This window comes from Candidatus Woesearchaeota archaeon (genome assembly GCA_030651375.1).
In the GTDB taxonomy this organism is placed as follows: Archaea; Nanobdellota; Nanobdellia; order Woesearchaeales; family UBA12501; genus JAUSFM01.
Genome location: JAUSFM010000011.1, coordinates 25477 through 41987 on the forward strand (window position 1 = coordinate 25477; position 16511 = coordinate 41987).

General features: G+C 47.1%; 25 protein-coding genes and 1 tRNA gene. 12 read left to right on the forward strand and 14 right to left on the reverse strand.

From position 1 onward, the window contains the following. Window positions 1-40: 40 nt before the first annotated feature. The 6 genes from Q7R76_03505 to Q7R76_03530 form a co-directional block, all read right to left on the reverse strand. Complete coding sequence (locus Q7R76_03505; protein MDO8642626.1) at window positions 41-349, reverse strand: hypothetical protein; 309 nt, start codon at window positions 347-349, stop codon at window positions 41-43. 354 nt (window positions 350-703) lie between these two features. Then, on the reverse strand, window positions 704-916 hold the full coding sequence (locus Q7R76_03510) for a hypothetical protein (protein MDO8642627.1): 213 nt from the start codon (window positions 914-916) through the stop codon (window positions 704-706). Between the two features lie 40 nt (window positions 917-956). After that, on the reverse strand, window positions 957-2102 hold the full coding sequence (locus Q7R76_03515; protein MDO8642628.1) for a hypothetical protein: 1146 nt from the start codon (window positions 2100-2102) through the stop codon (window positions 957-959). Window positions 2103-2189: 87 nt separating this feature from the next. After that, window positions 2190-2504 carry a 50S ribosomal protein P1 gene (gene rpl12p, locus Q7R76_03520; protein ID MDO8642629.1) on the reverse strand — a complete coding sequence of 105 codons (315 nt, stop codon included), beginning with the start codon at window positions 2502-2504 and terminating at the stop codon, window positions 2190-2192. Between the two features lie 90 nt (window positions 2505-2594). Next, a complete protein-coding gene (locus Q7R76_03525; GenBank protein ID MDO8642630.1) occupies window positions 2595-3461 on the reverse strand; it encodes a 50S ribosomal protein L10 in 867 nt (288 codons plus the stop codon). A gap of 2 nt (window positions 3462-3463) precedes the next feature. After that, window positions 3464-4114: a hypothetical protein gene (locus Q7R76_03530; protein MDO8642631.1), complete on the reverse strand. Its 651-nt coding sequence runs from the start codon at window positions 4112-4114 to the stop codon at window positions 3464-3466. A 190-nt stretch (window positions 4115-4304) separates the two neighbouring features. Here Q7R76_03530 and Q7R76_03535 point away from each other — a divergent pair, with 190 nt between their 5' ends. Both Q7R76_03535 and Q7R76_03540 read left to right on the forward strand, forming a co-directional pair. Then, complete coding sequence (locus Q7R76_03535) at window positions 4305-4574, forward strand: hypothetical protein (protein ID MDO8642632.1); 270 nt, start codon at window positions 4305-4307, stop codon at window positions 4572-4574. Window positions 4575-4578: 4 nt separating this feature from the next. Next, window positions 4579-4875, forward strand: a complete 297-nt coding sequence (locus Q7R76_03540; protein MDO8642633.1) for a hypothetical protein — start codon at window positions 4579-4581, stop codon at window positions 4873-4875. 28 nt (window positions 4876-4903) lie between these two features. Here Q7R76_03540 and Q7R76_03545 read toward each other — a convergent pair whose 3' ends face one another. The 7 genes from Q7R76_03545 to Q7R76_03575 form a co-directional block, all read right to left on the reverse strand. Next, a complete protein-coding gene (locus tag Q7R76_03545) occupies window positions 4904-5482 on the reverse strand; it encodes a hypothetical protein (protein ID MDO8642634.1) in 579 nt (192 codons plus the stop codon). 70 nt (window positions 5483-5552) lie between these two features. Beyond that, on the reverse strand, window positions 5553-6092 hold the full coding sequence (locus Q7R76_03550) for a hypothetical protein (protein MDO8642635.1): 540 nt from the start codon (window positions 6090-6092) through the stop codon (window positions 5553-5555). A gap of 52 nt (window positions 6093-6144) precedes the next feature. Continuing rightward, window positions 6145-6807 carry a hypothetical protein gene (locus Q7R76_03555; GenBank protein ID MDO8642636.1) on the reverse strand — a complete coding sequence of 221 codons (663 nt, stop codon included), beginning with the start codon at window positions 6805-6807 and terminating at the stop codon, window positions 6145-6147. Beyond that, complete coding sequence (proS, locus tag Q7R76_03560) at window positions 6807-8294, reverse strand: proline--tRNA ligase (GenBank protein MDO8642637.1); 1488 nt, start codon at window positions 8292-8294, stop codon at window positions 6807-6809. Before proS ends, Q7R76_03555 begins: the two co-directional genes overlap by 1 nt. Window positions 8295-8449: 155 nt before the next feature. Beyond that, a tRNA-Arg gene (locus Q7R76_03565) sits at window positions 8450-8523 on the reverse strand. A gap of 46 nt (window positions 8524-8569) precedes the next feature. Next, window positions 8570-8863 (reverse strand): DNA-binding protein Alba, encoded by a 294-nt coding sequence (gene albA, locus Q7R76_03570; GenBank protein ID MDO8642638.1) that lies wholly within the window; start codon window positions 8861-8863, stop codon window positions 8570-8572. 27 nt (window positions 8864-8890) lie between these two features. Next, on the reverse strand, window positions 8891-9088 hold the full coding sequence (locus Q7R76_03575) for a 30S ribosomal protein S17e (protein MDO8642639.1): 198 nt from the start codon (window positions 9086-9088) through the stop codon (window positions 8891-8893). A 226-nt stretch (window positions 9089-9314) separates the two neighbouring features. On the opposite strand from Q7R76_03575, the gene Q7R76_03580 reads away from it, so the two are divergent. Then, window positions 9315-9737: a cell division protein SepF gene (locus Q7R76_03580; protein ID MDO8642640.1), complete on the forward strand. Its 423-nt coding sequence runs from the start codon at window positions 9315-9317 to the stop codon at window positions 9735-9737. A 78-nt stretch (window positions 9738-9815) separates the two neighbouring features. Then, a complete protein-coding gene (locus Q7R76_03585) occupies window positions 9816-10379 on the forward strand; it encodes a ZPR1 zinc finger domain-containing protein (GenBank protein MDO8642641.1) in 564 nt (187 codons plus the stop codon). On the opposite strand, the gene Q7R76_03590 is transcribed toward Q7R76_03585, so the two are convergent. Beyond that, window positions 10376-10918, reverse strand: coding sequence for a CBS domain-containing protein (locus tag Q7R76_03590; protein ID MDO8642642.1), 543 nt, complete (start codon window positions 10916-10918; stop codon window positions 10376-10378). The two genes, Q7R76_03585 and Q7R76_03590, sit on opposite strands and share 4 nt — an antisense overlap. Before the next feature lie 129 nt (window positions 10919-11047). Between Q7R76_03590 and thyA the strand changes: the two genes are divergently transcribed. From thyA to Q7R76_03630, 8 genes are all read left to right on the forward strand, one after another. Continuing rightward, the gene (thyA, locus tag Q7R76_03595) at window positions 11048-11911 is read left to right on the forward strand and encodes a thymidylate synthase (protein ID MDO8642643.1); all 864 of its coding nucleotides are present in this window, start codon (window positions 11048-11050) and stop codon (window positions 11909-11911) included. Between the two features lie 2 nt (window positions 11912-11913). Then, window positions 11914-12423 (forward strand): dihydrofolate reductase, encoded by a 510-nt coding sequence (locus tag Q7R76_03600; protein ID MDO8642644.1) that lies wholly within the window; start codon window positions 11914-11916, stop codon window positions 12421-12423. An 81-nt stretch (window positions 12424-12504) separates the two neighbouring features. Further along, window positions 12505-12762 (forward strand): hypothetical protein, encoded by a 258-nt coding sequence (locus Q7R76_03605; protein MDO8642645.1) that lies wholly within the window; start codon window positions 12505-12507, stop codon window positions 12760-12762. 76 nt (window positions 12763-12838) lie between these two features. After that, window positions 12839-14077: a serine hydroxymethyltransferase gene (glyA, locus tag Q7R76_03610; GenBank protein ID MDO8642646.1), complete on the forward strand. Its 1239-nt coding sequence runs from the start codon at window positions 12839-12841 to the stop codon at window positions 14075-14077. A 20-nt stretch (window positions 14078-14097) separates the two neighbouring features. Then, window positions 14098-14691 carry a hypothetical protein gene (locus Q7R76_03615; GenBank protein ID MDO8642647.1) on the forward strand — a complete coding sequence of 198 codons (594 nt, stop codon included), beginning with the start codon at window positions 14098-14100 and terminating at the stop codon, window positions 14689-14691. Between the two features lie 42 nt (window positions 14692-14733). Further along, window positions 14734-15300 (forward strand): hypothetical protein, encoded by a 567-nt coding sequence (locus Q7R76_03620; protein ID MDO8642648.1) that lies wholly within the window; start codon window positions 14734-14736, stop codon window positions 15298-15300. Window positions 15301-15390: 90 nt separating this feature from the next. Then, complete coding sequence (locus Q7R76_03625) at window positions 15391-15699, forward strand: hypothetical protein (protein MDO8642649.1); 309 nt, start codon at window positions 15391-15393, stop codon at window positions 15697-15699. A 107-nt stretch (window positions 15700-15806) separates the two neighbouring features. Continuing rightward, complete coding sequence (locus Q7R76_03630; protein MDO8642650.1) at window positions 15807-16400, forward strand: hypothetical protein; 594 nt, start codon at window positions 15807-15809, stop codon at window positions 16398-16400. Window positions 16401-16511 lie beyond the last annotated feature (111 nt).

Consider the following 16511-nt stretch of genomic DNA (forward strand, 5'->3'; position numbering starts at 1 on the left):
AAACAAAAGATATAACGAATTATAAAGGTAACGAAAATGATTATGCACGGTATCCCAGCAACTCACGTTCGTAACGGGATGACCGTTCCAAGATTTCAGCCGATGCAGAGGTTCGCATAAAAGCGGATACAGATTGAGGGTCTTCACGAATTTCTTGTTCCCGCCCAATTGGAATTCTTTCAAGTGCTTGTCGCGATGCTGAGATTGGATCAGGAACAAAATGTTTGCCGTGGAACCATTCGCCGGTAGCAGGATAGTACCTAAGAACGTACAAATGAGTGCTTCCAGAGGCGCCGTTAAAATAGAAGCCAACAAATACACTGGCATCAGAATTGGTATGAGGCTGCATAAGTTCGACACCGCCATACTCCGGCCGGCGCGCATAGGTATCAACTAGTTGAGTAAGTGTAGAAACAACGGCGTCAATGCTGGGCGATTCGAAAGATACTGGTTGCGCTTGTCCCGTAGTAGGTCACTCCATCACAAAATCTGTAATGAGGAGAGTGAAAGGAGTATATAAACATTGTGGCGAAAAAAAGAATATTAATTAATTATTTCCCTGCGCGTCGCCGCTTCTCTTTTTTCATGCGCTTGCGCTGCCATTTCCAGCGCATCTGGCCTTTTTTCTTCCAGCGTCGTGAACTGCGTTTCATAGAAGCGTTTTGTTGAGGAGTGGTTTAAATAGTTTTCTGTTTTATTCGGCTCATTCATCCGGCCAGGTGCGCTCATGCTGGAGCGCCTGCAGCACCAGCTTTCGCTTGCGCAGTGCATAGTACAGCGGCTTGTCATTCATTTTCAAGTAGCCAATGCTGATTTTTCGCTGTGTTTTTGGATATCGATGGTCAAACAGGCGTATAAGTGCGTAATCACTCATGTCATCGGTTGGAATGAGAACGGGTTTCTTTTTGGATGGCATGGAGAGATTATGGAGAAAGATGTTTTTAATGATTGTGGTTTCATCCCTGCATCGCGATAATATCTTCAGTCGTCAGCTTCTTTTTCTGCTTGAGCTTTTGCTCGACTGCTTGTTTCTTTTGCGTGAGTGTCGCGTTTTCTTTTTTCTTGTGGAGTTGGAAGGTTTCCTTTTTGATGGCGCCGACCTGTGACTGCATCTGCCCGAGTTCCATTAGTTTTATCTGAAGTTGGTCATTAACCTCATCGAATTCTTTTCTGACAGCGAAGAATTTTTTACCAGCTTCTTTTTCCTTGGTGCGCAGCTCATCGAGCCCTTTGACGGTTTCTACCATTGTTTGGTGCTTTTCCTGGCTGTTCGCGGCCCTGCTCTGGATTTTTTTGTGCGTCTCATCGCATTTGTATTTTGCTTTTTCAATTTCTTTTGAGAGCGCGTGAATTTTTTCAAAGATGCTGCTGAGGCCTTTTGCCTCTTCATAGATTTTTTTCTTCTCTTTGATGATTTTCATTACTTGTTTTTCTTCTGATGGGGAGAGTGCTTCGGTTTCAATTTTGTAGTCGAGGTCATCAATTTCCTTTTTGATGCGCGAGGGGTCATCAGAGAGGTTGTGCTTGTGGATAAGGTCCTGCTTTTCTTTGTTGAGTTTTTGTATTTCCTCAATTTTGACGCGAACATCCGCCTGCAAGTCTTTGCGCCGGCCTTTTGATTCATGCACCAGATGCGTGAGCTTGTCGCGCTCGCTGCGTGCGCTCTTGACTTCACTGATGAGTGCCCGTATTTTGTTTGAGACCTCGTCTTTTTTCATGAACGCTGCGCGTTTTTTGTCGTTGAGAGAAATAAGCTGGCCCCGAAGCTGGGAAACAGTTTTTTTGCACTCGTCCATCTGGCCAAAGAGTTTGTTTTGTTCCTCACGGGTCAGCGGTCGGCGCGCCACGAACGCATTGTCTGCAGTGGGTGGTAGCGGTTGGCTCTCGGGCTCGGAAGCCGAAACATGATGATGAGTAGGCTGAAGCGGTGGTGTTGGTTTGGTAGGTAACGGCTGCAACGCTTCAGGAACAGAAATGGGCTCGGCTGCAGGCGCTGGTGATTCTGAAGAAACAGTATGCTGAGAAGTATCGGGAGTAGTTGCTGAGGCTTCATCTTTTTTTACTGCCTCAAAAAGTGTTTGTTGAACGTCTGTTTCCCCCATAGGTCATCGGTTGTCCATTGCATTGCCGTGTTTGAAAACACGGAAAAATTGAAAATGAAAAAAAGAAAAAAAGGAAAGAAAAAAGATTTAGCCGAAGAGCGCGCCAAGACCGGCTGCTGCCTCTTCCTCTTTCTTCTTATCGTCTTCTTTCTTCTTCTCGTCTTTCTTTCCATCGCCGCCTGCGTGGCCAGCTGCTGCAGGAGCTGCTGCAACTGCGACGGGTGCGACTGCTGCTTTCTTGATGGCTTCGTCAATGTTGACGCCATCCAGCGCAGCGACGAGTGCCTTGACACGCGCCTCGTTCGGGCTTGCGCCTGCTGCCTCAAGCACTTTCTTGACTGAGGCCTCGTCTATTTTCTTGCCTGCCTTGTGAAGCAGTAATGCTGCGTAAATGTATTCCATGGGTTTCCCTCCAGTATGATTTTATTTGGTTGGTTATTTGTTTGGTCTATTCCTTTTTTATTCTGTTTATTCTCGGTTCTTTCTCTGTTCTTATTGTGGAATTTGTTGGTTGAGATAGGCTGCCTGGCGTTCGACACGCGCGAGCACGTCGCCCACAACCATATCTGCGAGTATGCTTTGTTCAACCGCAAGCCCTTTCGCATCGTTGAATGCTTTGCTGATCATGAGCTCGACGACATCTCGCGTGTAAATACCTGCTTCAACGCCGAGGTTAAGTGCCCATTGCGCCGCGGTGTTAATCTTGTCGAGGTATTCTTTCTCGTCAACGCCGAGAATGTCGCGCGTGAAGATGACACCATTTTCGTAGGCAGCAGTAACGTTGAGCCCTATTTCCATCGGCTCAATGCCAAGCCGTGCGAGGAGCCCTGCAAGTTTTGCGCTGACCACTTCGCCGGCTTTGACCACCACTTTGTCTTCTTTGATAACGACTTTGCCGGCTTCAATGCCGGTCTTGAGGCCGCAGCTTCCCAGTTCTCCAATGACTGGGCCGGGTGCAAATGGTGTTGCTCCGGCTGACACTTTGATGTCATTCGGTGCAGTCTGCCCTGCTTTTGCAGGCGCCTTGGATTTATTTTTTTGCAGTGTTTTGTAGAGCGTGAATGGATTTTTTGCGGTGAACATCAATGCAGGCATGCCTTGCAGGTGCTGCTCGAGCTGTTCGATGCCCTGCTTTTCTTTTTTGACGGATTCGATGGCGAGCGTTATGAGCCGGCGTTTTGCCATGAAGATAACAACGTCAGCGCGCAGGCTTTCCCGAATTTTTTGGAGCTGCGGCGCCGGCAGGTTTTCCATGTTGACGGCTGCAACAATCGGATATTTTTTGAACAGGCCAACTAACTGCTTCACGGTTGTCTGTTTTTCTGCAGACGCCTTTGCTTTGTAGGTAGTGGCTGCCATTGTTACACCAGTTTGACCGGCTTGCCCATGGTGAGCTTCAGCAGGATGCGGCGGATGTTATTTTTTTCCGCAGGAAGGTGAGAAAGAAGTTGCGCGTAGAGCACGAGAATGTTGTCGATAATCTGGTCGTCCGGCGTTGTTTCAGTGCCGATGGTTATTTGAATAACCGGCCGCTCTTTGGCAACAACCGCAACGAGTTTCTGGAGTTTGTCGTACAGCGGCTTGAGGTTTATTTTCGGCGGCACAATGCATCCTGCTTTTGGGTTCGGCATTTTCTTTTTCGGGCCGAGCACTTTACCAAATGCTGATGCAACTTTCGGCATGATGTTTGCCTGTGCGATAAAGAAGGTGTGCGCCTCGGCAAGTTTTTTTGTTTTTTTCTTGTCCTTAGCGTATTGGTCGAAATCTTTTTCTTCAATGACGGTTTCGCAAATTTTTTCTGCGTCTGCCTTTAATTCAGGGCCGACCAATGCACAGATGCGTGCCGTCTTGGTGCGTGGATGGTTAAGCGTGGCAAAGAAGTCAACTTGATTCTCGGTCTTTTTGAGGTCAAGCGCTTTGAGAGTAATAACAATGTCGTAGGATTGTACAAATTTGCGCTTCTCCTGTTTTTTCAGTTCGTCGAGCGCTTTTTGAATAAGTTGTTTATCCATGGTGCCCTCCTAACCTGTTTCCAGAGTTAGTCTACGGGATACGATGCAAAGAAAAGAGGAGATATATAAAGATGACGGTTATTCATTTATTTTAAAGATGCCCCTGAAGAGGGGTTAAAATAACAGAATGTTTATATAGTGGTACAAGAGACAACTAAGGTTTATAAGCCTAAACGTATAGGTCAAAACTATGGCACAACTAACTGACAACGAAAGACGACAACTCGCAAGAGATATAGAGTTTGAGCAGAGTATAGAAAAATTACGATTTGGAAGAGCAGCCAGTGCAGTTTATGAAGATACTACTCGACAAGCTCAAGAATCAACCGTTGCTTATATTATAGGCCAAGAAGAGCAACGCCAAGCAATGCTTCCAAGAAGTAAACCAGTTATAGAACTGCACCAAGACTCTGATCGCCCCTACCGAATGAATGGCGGATTTTTTAACGGAAACAGATGAAAAAATGGTAGACCTATACGAAGAAGTGAAGAGACAACAGGAAAGAGAACTTGCTCAAGTCTTAGCGAAGTCGCAAATAGCAACACGAACAGTAGGTTCACAGAATCAACTGTTGTCGGGAGAACCTTCGTTAGTAAAAGTTTCAGAGAGACAGAGAGAGGAATCAAATCGGATGTACGAAGCAACACGAGAACTACTTGCACAGAATCAACTATCAATCCGCACACCTTCTTTATCAAGTGACCAAACAGACGAACGATCATATCTAACTTCTGCAGGATTTTTCCAAGGAAACAGATGAACAGAGAATAGATTATGCCGCTACCTATTTATTTCAGAACTGGTGCAGCTATAGTTTCTTCGTTTCGGTAAATTCCGACCACAAGTAGTTTTATCACGCCTCGTTCGCCGGTATAGGACGTTTTCACATACTCGACACCGGTCACTCGCTCGCCGTCTTTTATTTCTCGCCCGTAAAATCCATTGCCTGCGTTGAGTAGACGGACATCAACAGCTGGTTCCATGATCTCACTGCCAATGGGCTGCGGGACAGGGTCGCCAGATGCATCAATAACCGGCAGCGTGAGATAGGGAACATAGCTTTCTGGAAGGTTAAGATTATGGCGAACCGCAACACCTTCAGGTTTTAAATTAGAAAATTTCTCGCGAAGAGTGTTTCTTACAACACAATATTGCATGCTCTCAACCAGAAACTGATAGGCAACTGAAACAGAGGCACTCGCACCATGTGCACCATCACCGGCACCATCAAAAGCAGCATGTTGGCGTTCTTCAAGAATAACAACCATCGAGCCATTCGGGCGCGAAAGCTGCACTGATGCTGGAACCAAGGCAAAAGAGCCGTCAGGACAGAATAAACGCACGATATTTTCTAAATCAGCTCTCATCAAAAAAAAATATTGAGAGAGATGAGTATATAAAATTTTTGGTGGTGGAGTTTGATTGTTTGAGTATTGTTTAATTCGACAGTGCGTAGAAACTGGATAGAGAGATGGTCATTAGATCCGGATTTGCATGGTGCGGGCGGACTTTGGCAAGCTCAACAGTGGTCAGTGTTCCCTGATGCCGCTCGACTCGCGCATAGAGAGCCTCATCATTTCTGAGGTCAAGCGCAGGACGCAAAGAACGGGGCTGGGAACGGCCAAGAAGGGGGTAGACTAAAGACGAACCTTCTGTTGGTTGTGCTATCTTAGGAGCTTCTGCAAAATCTCCCATCGGCGCGTTGATAAAAGGAAAAAGCTCTCTCGGCAGAAGTTCAGGAACAACGAGTTCACCCTCATCCTTGAACGGTTCCTTGAAATAAGCACGAAGAGAAGATTCATATGCTGTATACCTTGCGCGTGATACTCTGCCGGTAAATCCAAACGTGTTGTAGCGCCGCGGCCTCGCCTGCACATCAGAAGAGACTATAGTTCTCATCAGCACCGTTGGCTTTGCTTCGAGCGCAAAAGCAAGATCAGAGAGCGTAGTACGATTAGTAGGTCGGTTTGTTTCCATCTCAGCACACAAGGTGTTTAAAAAGCAGGGAGGTATTTAAGCCTTTGCGTTGTTAGAAAAAGAATCCTTGCGCCGCTTGCTCAATTGCTGGAATTTGTTTTTGCATTGAAGCATACAAGCTCCGAAGATCCTGCGTCCAGTCGCCCTGAAAGCCAATCCGGCGCAGCAGTTTTTCAGTAGCGTCGTAGCCGGGAGCGATGAAGACACGGGAACAGTTGAGGTAGAATCGGTTTGTAGGATCAATGATAAGTTCATTACGCCAGTTATTACCTGCCCAAAATTCACGTGCAGACAACGAAAGAGAACACGAGCGCAATTCAAGCGTATCGTCATGGACAATGGCACGGTCATCTTCAAATTGTACACCGATGTGTGCTTTGTATTCGTCATCCGTTCTCTGCAAGTTGAGCCGATCAATCCGCCCAAGGTAGAGCACGGCACGACTGGTGCCAAAACCAACAATGGATGATTGAACCCAAGAATCTCCCCATTGTTTCCAGATAGCATCTTCTCGGATTTGATGGACCACCGCAGTGTACTCGCCGCGCACTGCGGAGACTGCTGCATTAAAAGCAGAAAGTGTTTCGCCGATATCTCGCGCAATGAATTCCATGTCATTCCGGCCATCAACAATCGCCGGTGCAACCGTCGCAACAAGAGTAGGATCCAACAAGAGTTCTATGCCTCCAGACGAGAGTTGTGCAGATTCTGCCATCAATAACTTCTCCCCACATAGACAGCGTGCTTTCCTGCTTTGCCGCACAGCGCGCAGTTGCCCTGTGCGGGAATTGTCCCTTTACTGCTGTCGTTGTCAATGTAGGGAATGCACAGTATTTTTGCAGCGGATTCCTTGCCGAATTTTTCTTCACAGGCAGCGCTTCCGCACCATGAGCATTCAACCATTTTTTTTGCGTCAATTGCTTTTTTCAGTTCGCTGGCTGTTTTTGCCATGACAATGCTGTTTTTCAGGAACGTGCGCGCGGTTTCATAGAGATTGAGTTGGATGTCATGCAGTGTTTTTGTAACAGCGACATCGAGATCTTTCAGTTTCACAAATTCTTTTTTTCCCGTGTCTCGGCGCACGAGCACCGCTTGTTGTTTGTCAATATCTTTCGGCCCAACTTCGATGCGCAGGGGAATGCCCTTGAGTTCCCACTCATTGAATTTCCAGCCGGCACTGCATTCGTCGCGGTCATCAAGATGCACAACGTGGCCGTCTTTTTCCAGTTCTTTTTTTATTTTTTCACAGGCCGCAAGCACTTTTGTTTTGGTGTCGTCAAAAATAATGGGAACAATGACCACATGAACAGGCGCAACAGCCGGCGGCATGACCAGTCCTTTGTCGTCGCCGTGCATCAATATCATCGCGCCGATGGAACGTATGGAATAACCCCACGAATTTTGCCAGATGTTTGACCGCTGCTCTTTCTCATCCAAAAATGTGATGTCAAACGCTTTTGAAAAATTCTGCCCCAAAAAGTGGCTCGTGCACCCCTGAATCGCCTTGCCGCTGGGCAGGAAAATTTCCAAGGTAGTGGTCATGTCGGCCCCTGCAAACTTTTCGCTGTCGGTTTTGACGCCTTTGATGACGGGAATCGCGTAGAGCTCGCGATACGTTTGTTCGTAAATGTCAAGAATGGTGAGCACTTCTTTCAGCGCGTCTTCTTTGTTCTTGTGCGCGGTGTGGCCTTCCTGCCACAAAAATTCGCGGGCTCTGATAAATGGGACTGGATTTTTGAATTCCCAGCGCACGACGTTGTTCCACTGGTTCAACAACAGCGGGAGGTCGCGGTGGCTGCGTATCCATTTTTTGTACGCTGCGTACATTATTGTTTCTGATGTCGGACGGATGGCGAGGCGTTCCGCAAGTTTGGTCTCGCCACTGTGCGTGACCCATGCAACTTCGGGCGTGAAGCCGGCGACGTGCTTTGCTTCGGTCTGCAGAAGTTTTTCAGGGATAAAGAGTGGAAAATAGGAATTCTTGACGCCGAGCGCAGCGAAGTGCTTGTTCATAAATACCTGCACTTTTTCCCAGATGGAGTATGATGCCGGCTTGTAGATGTAACAGCCGGAGACATCGGTGTAATCAATGAGGTCTGCTTTAGTAAGAACTTGGCTGTACCATTCGCCGCTATCATCGGCTTTCTTGACGGTGATGCCGACGGTTTGCTCCTTTTGTTTTGGCTGTTCTTTTTTGGACATGAAATACACCTTGGGGGTATTGAAATAAACGAGCCTGCCCGAAACAATCTTTTTTTGCTCCGCAAAAAAAGCTTGGGCAACGAGTTTCCTCCTCCGGAGGAAACAACGCTACGCACGAATACGAGGTACGACCCTACGACCCACGAATTACGAAACGAGCCTGCCCGGATTCGAACCGGGGTCTGCGGGTCCGAAGCCCGCCATCCTATCCAGGCTAGACTACAGGCCCAGTACTGCGTAAGAAAGAATGATTTTGTATAAAAAGGTTTGTGAAATTATTTCTTCCTCATCAGTATCTCCACAATCGACACGCGTATGTCCTTGCCGTCCTGATTCTTAAAAGATTCAGAATCAATGCGAATGTTGCTCACTTCCACTTGGTTTTGGAGAAATCGTTTTGAGACAACTTCGGCGACGTCAACGGCACTGGAAATAAATTTGCCGCGTGCTTTGATGCATACTTCACGCGCGTTCTTGCCGGTAAACTGCATCACCACGCTGGTGACATAGTTCATGAACGGTTTGGTGCCAATAAAAACAGTCGTGTCTCGTGAATCGCGCTCAACCATCAGCCACCCCCGCGGTGCAGGATAGGATTATGCCAAGTCTTGATTTTTCTTGACAAGGCGAGTGAGATACCCTGCAATAGTATTGCGCAGTTTCTTAGAAGCATCAGGGATGAATTCGTTCACGCGCAGTTTGTTAGTATCGAAATCCGTTGAAAACTTTCCGCTGAATTTGCGAAGCAATTCATACGTCTTTCGCTTGACCAGTTGTGTCTTAATGCGTCCCATAATTATCGAGAGAATAGCCAAGAATTTATAAAGCTTTGGTATGGCGATGGCAGGGCAAAGATGAGTAGCTGATTCATCAGCGAAAACTTTATATATACCGGCGTTATTTCATTTTCCAGTAGTTTATCACAATCAATTCATGTTGGGAAGGGTTCGTGTGTGATGGAATTTCACAACCCAGATACAGCCTAAAAAAGTGGAGGGTTAGACCATGAAAGGTTTTTTCATGCGACTGAAAGATATGATGAAGCCTTCTTCTCCTCAGACTATGAATATGCCTGATGAAGATGAGGGGTATGTAGAACTTTCTACTGATTCTGGAGAACATGGTCAGTCAAAAGTCACGGTGCGCCCGTTTGTGCTCGAAGATTTTGCCGGCACCAAAAACGTGCTTGATTCTCTGCGCGAAGGATATACTATTGCGCTCGTCAACATCAAGCCGCTCAAGGATTCGGACATTGTCGAGCTGAAGCGCGCGATCAACAAGCTCAAGAAAACATGCGATGCGATTGATGGTGACATTGCCGGCTTTGGCGAAGACTGGATTTGTGTCACGCCTTCGTTCGCCCGCATCCACCGCGAGACGCGGTCTGCTCCTGCAAATGCAAATCAGCAGCAGACTCGTGAAGAAGAATACGAATCTTATTAATTTATTAATCTTTTTTTGTTTTAATAACTTTTCGGTTTTTCACAATCTTTATATATCTTTCTTAGCGTATCAAAATGAATGGCTGACGAAAAAGAAGAAAAACAAAAACCCGCAGAAGAAAAAGAAGCGCCTGCTTTTGTCAAGGGAGAGCCGTGTCCATTCTGCCACGAAAAAGCGCTGATACTCACGGAGCGCGAAACAGAAGTGCCGTACTTCGGCAAGATTTTCATGTTCTCGATGTCCTGCGGCGCGTGCAAGTACCACAAGTCAGACGTCGAAAGTGTTGAGGCAAAAGAGCCGTGCAAATACTTGTTTGAAATTTCTTCTGAAGAGGATATGAAAGTGCGCGTGGTGCGCAGCTCGCAAGCGACCATCAAAATTCCTCACATTACAACCATCACGCCAGGGCCGGCGTCGAATGGGTACGTTACGAATATTGAAGGGATTTTGAATCGGGTGAAAGTGCAGATCGAAAGACTACGCGACGACGAGGAAGATGAAGAGTTAAAAAAGAAAGCAAAGAACATGCTCAAAAAATTAACCCGCGTCATGTGGGGACAGGAAAAATTAACCATCACGATTGAAGACCCGACGGGCAACAGCGCAATTATTTCTGACAAGACGGAAAAGAAGAAACTTTAAACCATCTTTCCCAAGACATCGGCTTTGGTAATCAGCCCAACGAGTTTTCCCTTTGACACAACAAGCACCACAGAAAAATATTTTAGCAGGTTTGATACAACGGTAATTGTCGCGTCTTCAGACACTGTTGGCGGTGCGTTGGCCATGACATCGGTTACCGACGCAGCGGATTTGTTGTTCACCACCGCATCCAGCAACGTCGATTCAGACACAATGCCAATGACGATGTGATGGTCGATAACAGGAAGCTGTGAAATCTCGTGCTTCTGCATTTTTGCAACGGCATCCCGAACCGTGTCATCCGGCGCCAGCGAAATGATTTTCTTGTTCATCACTTCTTTTGCTTTTACTTCTTTTGCATGTGCCAAACTGTTGAGCGCCGTAAAAATCGACATTGCCTTGGAAAAGGCAGGATCCAATCTGCCGGCTTCAATCTTCGCAATCATGGACTGGGACACACTTGCGAGTCGGGCGAGCTGACTTTGGGACAAGCCAAGCTTTTTGCGCAGGTTCTTGATTTCCGATAATTCATAGATCATATGAAGGAATAAACAGAGGTTGTTTATATTCTTTTTGGAATTGATGCATGGGCAACAACAAACAATATAAACCATCCATTCTTCCGCGACGTACAAGAGAATAAAAAGAGATAGGAAAAGAGTGATACGATGCACGAATACCTCAATCTCGTCCGAACCGTTCTTGAAAAAGGAGTGCGAAAGCCCAACAGAACTGGCGTTGACACGCTGTGCTATTTCGGCGCGTTCTACAAAGTGGATTTGAGCAAGGGCTATCCACTTCTGACAACAAAGCAGATGTATTTCAACTCCATGCTTCATGAACTGCTCTGGTACTTGACGGGTGAGGAGCATATCAAAAATCTCCGCACAAAAACAAAGATATGGGATGCGTGGGCAGATGCAGATGGGCGGCTCGAAACTGCGTACGGACGATTTTGGAGAAGATTTCCCGTACCGGAAAGGGGGCTTGATGGAGAAAACTGGGGCACCAAATGGATGTCCACCGATCCGGCAACCGGCCAGAAAACATTTGACCAAATCCAGTACGTCCTCGACACGCTCAAGGAAATAAAACAAAATCCCACCACCAGAAATTTGCGGCGCATGGTCGTGAGCGCATGGCATCCGGGCAACGCCGCAGAAAGCAAGCTCCCACCATGCCACTACACATTCTGCTTCAATGTTATCGGCAACAAGCTCAACTGCCACCTCACCCAGCGCTCCGGTGACATCGCGCTCGGCATTCCATTCAATCTCGCCTGCTATGGGCTGATGACCATGCTCTTTGCGCAGGAAACCGGATTTGAGCCCGGCGAATTTGCCCACACGATTGTGGACGCGCACATTTACGAGAACCACATCGACGGGCTGAAGGAACAGCTGACCCGAGAGCCGCGGGCACTGCCAAAAATTCAAGTTGCACAAAAGCCGCTCAAAGAATTGCAGTTTGAAGATTTCAAAATTGTCGATTATAATCCCCATCCAAAAATAAAATTTGACGTCGCGGTGTGATCATGAACAAAACTCCAAACCAATCAGTGAAAATAATTCTTATCGCGGCGATAGACCAAAATAATGTTATCGGCTCGGAAGGCCATCTGCCGTGGCATATTCCTGAAGATTTCAGCCACTTCAAACAAACCACGGATGGCCACACGGTAATTATGGGAAGAAAAACGTATGAATCAATCGGCAAGCCGCTGCCCAACCGGCTCAACATCGTGCTCACGCGCAATAAGGCGTTTGCGCCAACTTCGGGAGTGGTTGCCTGCACCACGCTGCGCCAGGCACTCGCTGTAGCACAGGAAAAAGGAACAAAGGTGTTTATCATCGGCGGCGCACAGGTGTATGCTGAAACAATGCCGTACGCGCACGAGATGATTCTCTCGCACATTCCCGGCACCCATAAAGGCGATGTTTTTTTCCCTGCTTGGGGCAAAGAGTGGAATATGACGAAGGAGGACACCCGGGAAAAATTCACCATTCGCACCTATGAACACGATAAACCGGCGCTCCTTGAGTAGCACAAACTTTTTATAGAACAGAGGGTTTATTCTTTAAAATAGAATATCAAAAATAAAACAGCAAAAAGTTGAGGTGATTGCATGGCACGAGGAACACTCATTGAGGTTCAGTTTGCAAATGGAAAATCCCGCGGCACTATAAAACCAGTAGCAGGTGGACAGGTAGATTTCTATGACTTTCCTGGAAAACTGGCTTACGGCGCCAAGGTTGATTTTGCGGCATACAGCCACAAGGAAATGAGCAGCATACCGTTTGGCCAGCAGCGGCCAGTGGCAAAAGAGCTGAACGGTGTCGGACTCATGATTCCGAAATCGCTGAAAAAGGTCAGAAACATTTAATTTTATTTAGTTTTTTCTTTCTACTTTTTTATCAGATAAAACTATTTAAACACCATGTTCTGCACATGAGCATACGATGCTTGAACAGCTCAAACAACAGGACGCTGAAGTGTATGAAGCAATGGTTCAGGAGCTCGTGCGCCAGCAAAACGTCATTGAGCTGATTGCGTCAGAAAACATTGTCTCAAAAGCAGTGCTGGAAGCCACGGGCTCATGGCTTACGAATAAATATGCCGAAGGATACCCAAAAAAACGGTATTATGGCGGCAATGAATTTGTTGATGTCACGGAACAGCTTGCCATTGACCGCGCAAAAAAATTGTTTGGCGCAGACCATGCAAATGTGCAGCCGCACGCCGGCAGCCAGGCAAACATGGAAGCGTACTTTGCACTTCTCAAGCTTGGCGACACTATTCTGTCAATGAGCCTCGACCATGGCGGCCACCTGACGCACGGCCACAAAATAAATTTTTCTGGAACTTTTTACAATTTTGTTTTTTACGGCGTTGACAAAGAAACTGAAACCATCAATTTTGATGAGGTACGAAAACAAGCGCTTCTCCACAAGCCAAAACTGATCGTGGCAGGCGCATCTGCGTATCCGCGATTCATTGATTTTAAGCCGTTCAAGGAAATTGCCGACGAGGTCGGTGCTTATTTTATGGTTGACATGGCGCATATCGCCGGCCTGATTGCTACGAAAATTCATCCTGACCCGGTGCCGTACAGCGATGTGGTAACGACCACAACGCACAAAACCCTGCGGGGGCCAAGAGGGGCGATGATTCTCTGCAAGGAACAGCATGCCAAGGCAATTGACAAAGCGGTGTTTCCCGGTATGCAAGGCGGGCCGCTCGAACATGTTATCGCGGCAAAAGCGGTAGCATTCGGCGAGGCGCTGAAACCGGAATTCGGGGTGTATCAAAAACAAATTGTGAAAAATGCGCAGGCACTTGCCACGACACTGATGGACAATGGCTTCCGGCTGGTATCCGGCGGCACTGACAACCATCTCATGCTCATCGACCTTTCAAACAAAAACATCGCCGGAAAAGAAGCAGAAACAGTTCTTGATGAGGCAGGCATGTGCTGCAACAAAAATATGATTCCGTTTGACACAAAGAGCCCATTCAATCCGTCTGGCATCCGCCTCGGCACGCCCGCCATCACCAGCAGAGGCATGAAAGAGGAAGAGATGAAACAGATTGGCGAATGGATCGCGCGTGTTATTGAGCATCCAACTGATGAAGCGTTGAGAAAAAAAATACACGCTGATGTTGTTGCGTTGTGCAATCAATTTCCAATCTATACCTAACTACGTGAACAGGTGAATCTATGGAACAGAGCGAAAAAGAGGCCTCATGGTACGGAACACTGGTGCAGTTTTCTCGCCAGTACCACCATCACCGCCGGCTCCGCTATGCAGTTCATTTTATCCTTTTTCTCACCGCGATGTCCGTTTTCTTTATGTTCAAGAAATCGCTTTTTTTCCTTGTCATCTTTCTGGCAGCCAATATGATTGCAGGTATGGTGTTGCGAGGGCCGCTACGGCTCCTATTGTTTGGTGTTGAAATGGTCATGATGCCAACGGTGCTGTCGGGTATTGCATTCGGTTCGGGCGCAGGTGTGTTGACCGGCGTGGCAACTGCGGTGGTGATGCTTTTTTTTCAGGGAGCAAGCCCGCTGTTTGCGCTCGTGTTTATCCCGCTGTACGGCTTGAGCGGATTTGTTGCGGGCCAATTTCCGTCGGCAAACCTCATGGCACTGGGTATTGGCCTGTCAGTTATATACAGTGCTATCAGCAGTTTTTTTATTTTTATGATGGGCGGCAAGGTGTGGAAGTGCGGATGGTTTATCGCCACCAACCTGGTGTGTAACGCCTTTCTTTTTGTGTCGGTGGCGCCGTGGCTGCTCAAGGCCATGACCTAAACGACCTAAAAATATTTAAACGAAAAAGAGAACAAGGAATCAATGGACCTCAAGAAAATAACTGACAAAATCTGGAGCAGGAAAGATTACAAAAAAATGTTCATCATCTTTGCGCTCCTTGCGTTCGTTCTCCTTATTTTTCTGCTGAACAAGGCAGTTTTTTTTGTGCTGGCGTTTGTGCTGGTCAACACGCTCCTCGGCTTTCTGCTGTTTCCGTTCAAAGAATTTTTGTTTGGCATTGATCTAACGATGCTTGCGGCAGTGCTCTGTGGCATGGCATTCGGCTGGAAGGTCGGCCTGCTCGTCGGGCTGTTGTCAAGTGTGATGAAACTGATTGCCCAGCAAAGTTTTTCCATCTATGGACTGGTGGTGGTGCCGTCATATGTGATTATCGGCATCGTTGCGGGCATGGTGGGAACAGGCGGAAACATTTTTACTGTCGGCCTCATCGCGATTGTGTTTCATACGTTTCTTACGACCTTTTTTTCAGTTTTCATGCTCGGCGGCAATTTCATGAAGGTGGGGGCATTCTTGGCCACCAACGTCCCCATGAACCTGTTTTTATTCTACTATTTTGCCCCGGCGCTGCTGAAGGTTATGGCAGCGTAAACAATCGGCATGAGTGTGTAGTTTCCGCTACACCATAAGTTCTTATTTTACCAAGTATTTTTTATGCTATCACTTTACGGAGTTGAGACTATGGGACTTATCGGAAAATTGGTTGGAACAGCAGTTGTCGTCGGAACTATCGGCGCAGGCGCCTATTTTTTTAGAGATTATGCAGGAAATTCGCCGGCAGTTCAGCGCTACCTCGGCAATACAAAAACGGCAGAGATGCTTGATGATGCACAGAGACAGCTGGGCAGTGAGGTCTATGACTCAACTGCTGATGCAGTGAAAGATATCACCGAGCGCCTTGGGGAATGGCGCAGTGACGTTGGCGAATCATGGCAGGACTATCGTGAGAACGCTGCCGAAGCACGACAGGTGCAGGAAGAACGACCATAAGTTTGGAGTTTGCAATACGTTGCTGAAAACTTCACGCAGCAAACTGCACACTACAAACTTCTAGAGAACCACAAACTAAATAAATCCCGCACGGCAAAAGGAAGTGCATGGCGAGCGAAAAAAACGGAATACTCATCGTCATCTACGGCGGCAACAACAGCGGCAAGACCACGCAGGCAAAACTGCTGGTTGAGGGACTAAAAAAAGAAGGCCACAACGCGACATACCTGAAGTATCCTATTTACGACAGCCCAACGGGCAAGCGCATTAATGGCATTCTTCGTGAGGGAAAAGAAAAAAGTATTTCTGAAAAAGAATTTCAAGAGCTGTATTACGAAAACCGCAAGGAATTCGAGCCGCAGCTGAAAAAAATGCTCAAGGAAGGGATGATTGTTGTTGCCGAAGATTATATTGGCACGAGCCTTGTATGGGGCAGTGCAAAGGGCGCCGAGTATGCGTATCTCAAAAAATTAAACGCAGACTTGGTGCAGGAAGACCTCGCGATGGTATTGGATGGCGCGCGGTTTCAGGACGCCAAAGAAAAGGGGCATATTCACGAAGAAAATGATGCGCTCATGGAAAAAGTGCTCGAGCGCCACCGCCAAATTGGCAAAGAACTGGGCTGGACATTCATCAATGCGCACCGCAAAAAAGAGGATGTGTTCAACGATATCCTTGCCGCAGTAAAAAAGAGAATGTAAAAAAAGAGTGAAAGAGAAAAGGAATATGAAAAGAAAGTATTAATGTCGGGTAGTTAAAGAAACTTCTTCAAGTTCTTCGCGGTCTTCAAAAAATGAGCCAAGGCGCTTACA

What these genes read in the sequence shown, in the direction of transcription:
- Q7R76_03505 (MDO8642626.1), bottom strand. Translation starts at nt 349, where the DNA reads ATGCAGCCTCATACCAATTCTGATGCCAGTGTATTTGTTGGCTTCTAT.
- Q7R76_03510 (MDO8642627.1), bottom strand. Translation starts at nt 916, where the DNA reads ATGCCATCCAAAAAGAAACCCGTTCTCATTCCAACCGATGACATGAGT.
- Q7R76_03515 (MDO8642628.1), bottom strand. Translation starts at nt 2,102, where the DNA reads ATGGGGGAAACAGACGTTCAACAAACACTTTTTGAGGCAGTAAAAAAA.
- rpl12p (MDO8642629.1), bottom strand. Translation starts at nt 2,504, where the DNA reads ATGGAATACATTTACGCAGCATTACTGCTTCACAAGGCAGGCAAGAAA.
- Q7R76_03525 (MDO8642630.1), bottom strand. Translation starts at nt 3,461, where the DNA reads ATGGCAGCCACTACCTACAAAGCAAAGGCGTCTGCAGAAAAACAGACA.
- Q7R76_03530 (MDO8642631.1), bottom strand. Translation starts at nt 4,114, where the DNA reads ATGGATAAACAACTTATTCAAAAAGCGCTCGACGAACTGAAAAAACAG.
- Q7R76_03535 (MDO8642632.1), top strand. Translation starts at nt 4,305, where the DNA reads ATGGCACAACTAACTGACAACGAAAGACGACAACTCGCAAGAGATATA.
- Q7R76_03540 (MDO8642633.1), top strand. Translation starts at nt 4,579, where the DNA reads ATGGTAGACCTATACGAAGAAGTGAAGAGACAACAGGAAAGAGAACTT.
- Q7R76_03545 (MDO8642634.1), bottom strand. Translation starts at nt 5,482, where the DNA reads ATGAGAGCTGATTTAGAAAATATCGTGCGTTTATTCTGTCCTGACGGC.
- Q7R76_03550 (MDO8642635.1), bottom strand. Translation starts at nt 6,092, where the DNA reads ATGGAAACAAACCGACCTACTAATCGTACTACGCTCTCTGATCTTGCT.
- Q7R76_03555 (MDO8642636.1), bottom strand. Translation starts at nt 6,807, where the DNA reads ATGGCAGAATCTGCACAACTCTCGTCTGGAGGCATAGAACTCTTGTTG.
- proS (MDO8642637.1), bottom strand. Translation starts at nt 8,294, where the DNA reads ATGTCCAAAAAAGAACAGCCAAAACAAAAGGAGCAAACCGTCGGCATC.
- albA (MDO8642638.1), bottom strand. Translation starts at nt 8,863, where the DNA reads ATGGTTGAGCGCGATTCACGAGACACGACTGTTTTTATTGGCACCAAA.
- Q7R76_03575 (MDO8642639.1), bottom strand. Translation starts at nt 9,088, where the DNA reads ATGGGACGCATTAAGACACAACTGGTCAAGCGAAAGACGTATGAATTG.
- Q7R76_03580 (MDO8642640.1), top strand. Translation starts at nt 9,315, where the DNA reads ATGCGACTGAAAGATATGATGAAGCCTTCTTCTCCTCAGACTATGAAT.
- Q7R76_03585 (MDO8642641.1), top strand. Translation starts at nt 9,816, where the DNA reads ATGGCTGACGAAAAAGAAGAAAAACAAAAACCCGCAGAAGAAAAAGAA.
- Q7R76_03590 (MDO8642642.1), bottom strand. Translation starts at nt 10,918, where the DNA reads ATGATCTATGAATTATCGGAAATCAAGAACCTGCGCAAAAAGCTTGGC.
- thyA (MDO8642643.1), top strand. Translation starts at nt 11,048, where the DNA reads ATGCACGAATACCTCAATCTCGTCCGAACCGTTCTTGAAAAAGGAGTG.
- Q7R76_03600 (MDO8642644.1), top strand. Translation starts at nt 11,914, where the DNA reads ATGAACAAAACTCCAAACCAATCAGTGAAAATAATTCTTATCGCGGCG.
- Q7R76_03605 (MDO8642645.1), top strand. Translation starts at nt 12,505, where the DNA reads ATGGCACGAGGAACACTCATTGAGGTTCAGTTTGCAAATGGAAAATCC.
- glyA (MDO8642646.1), top strand. Translation starts at nt 12,839, where the DNA reads ATGCTTGAACAGCTCAAACAACAGGACGCTGAAGTGTATGAAGCAATG.
- Q7R76_03615 (MDO8642647.1), top strand. Translation starts at nt 14,098, where the DNA reads ATGGAACAGAGCGAAAAAGAGGCCTCATGGTACGGAACACTGGTGCAG.
- Q7R76_03620 (MDO8642648.1), top strand. Translation starts at nt 14,734, where the DNA reads ATGGACCTCAAGAAAATAACTGACAAAATCTGGAGCAGGAAAGATTAC.
- Q7R76_03625 (MDO8642649.1), top strand. Translation starts at nt 15,391, where the DNA reads ATGGGACTTATCGGAAAATTGGTTGGAACAGCAGTTGTCGTCGGAACT.
- Q7R76_03630 (MDO8642650.1), top strand. Translation starts at nt 15,807, where the DNA reads ATGGCGAGCGAAAAAAACGGAATACTCATCGTCATCTACGGCGGCAAC.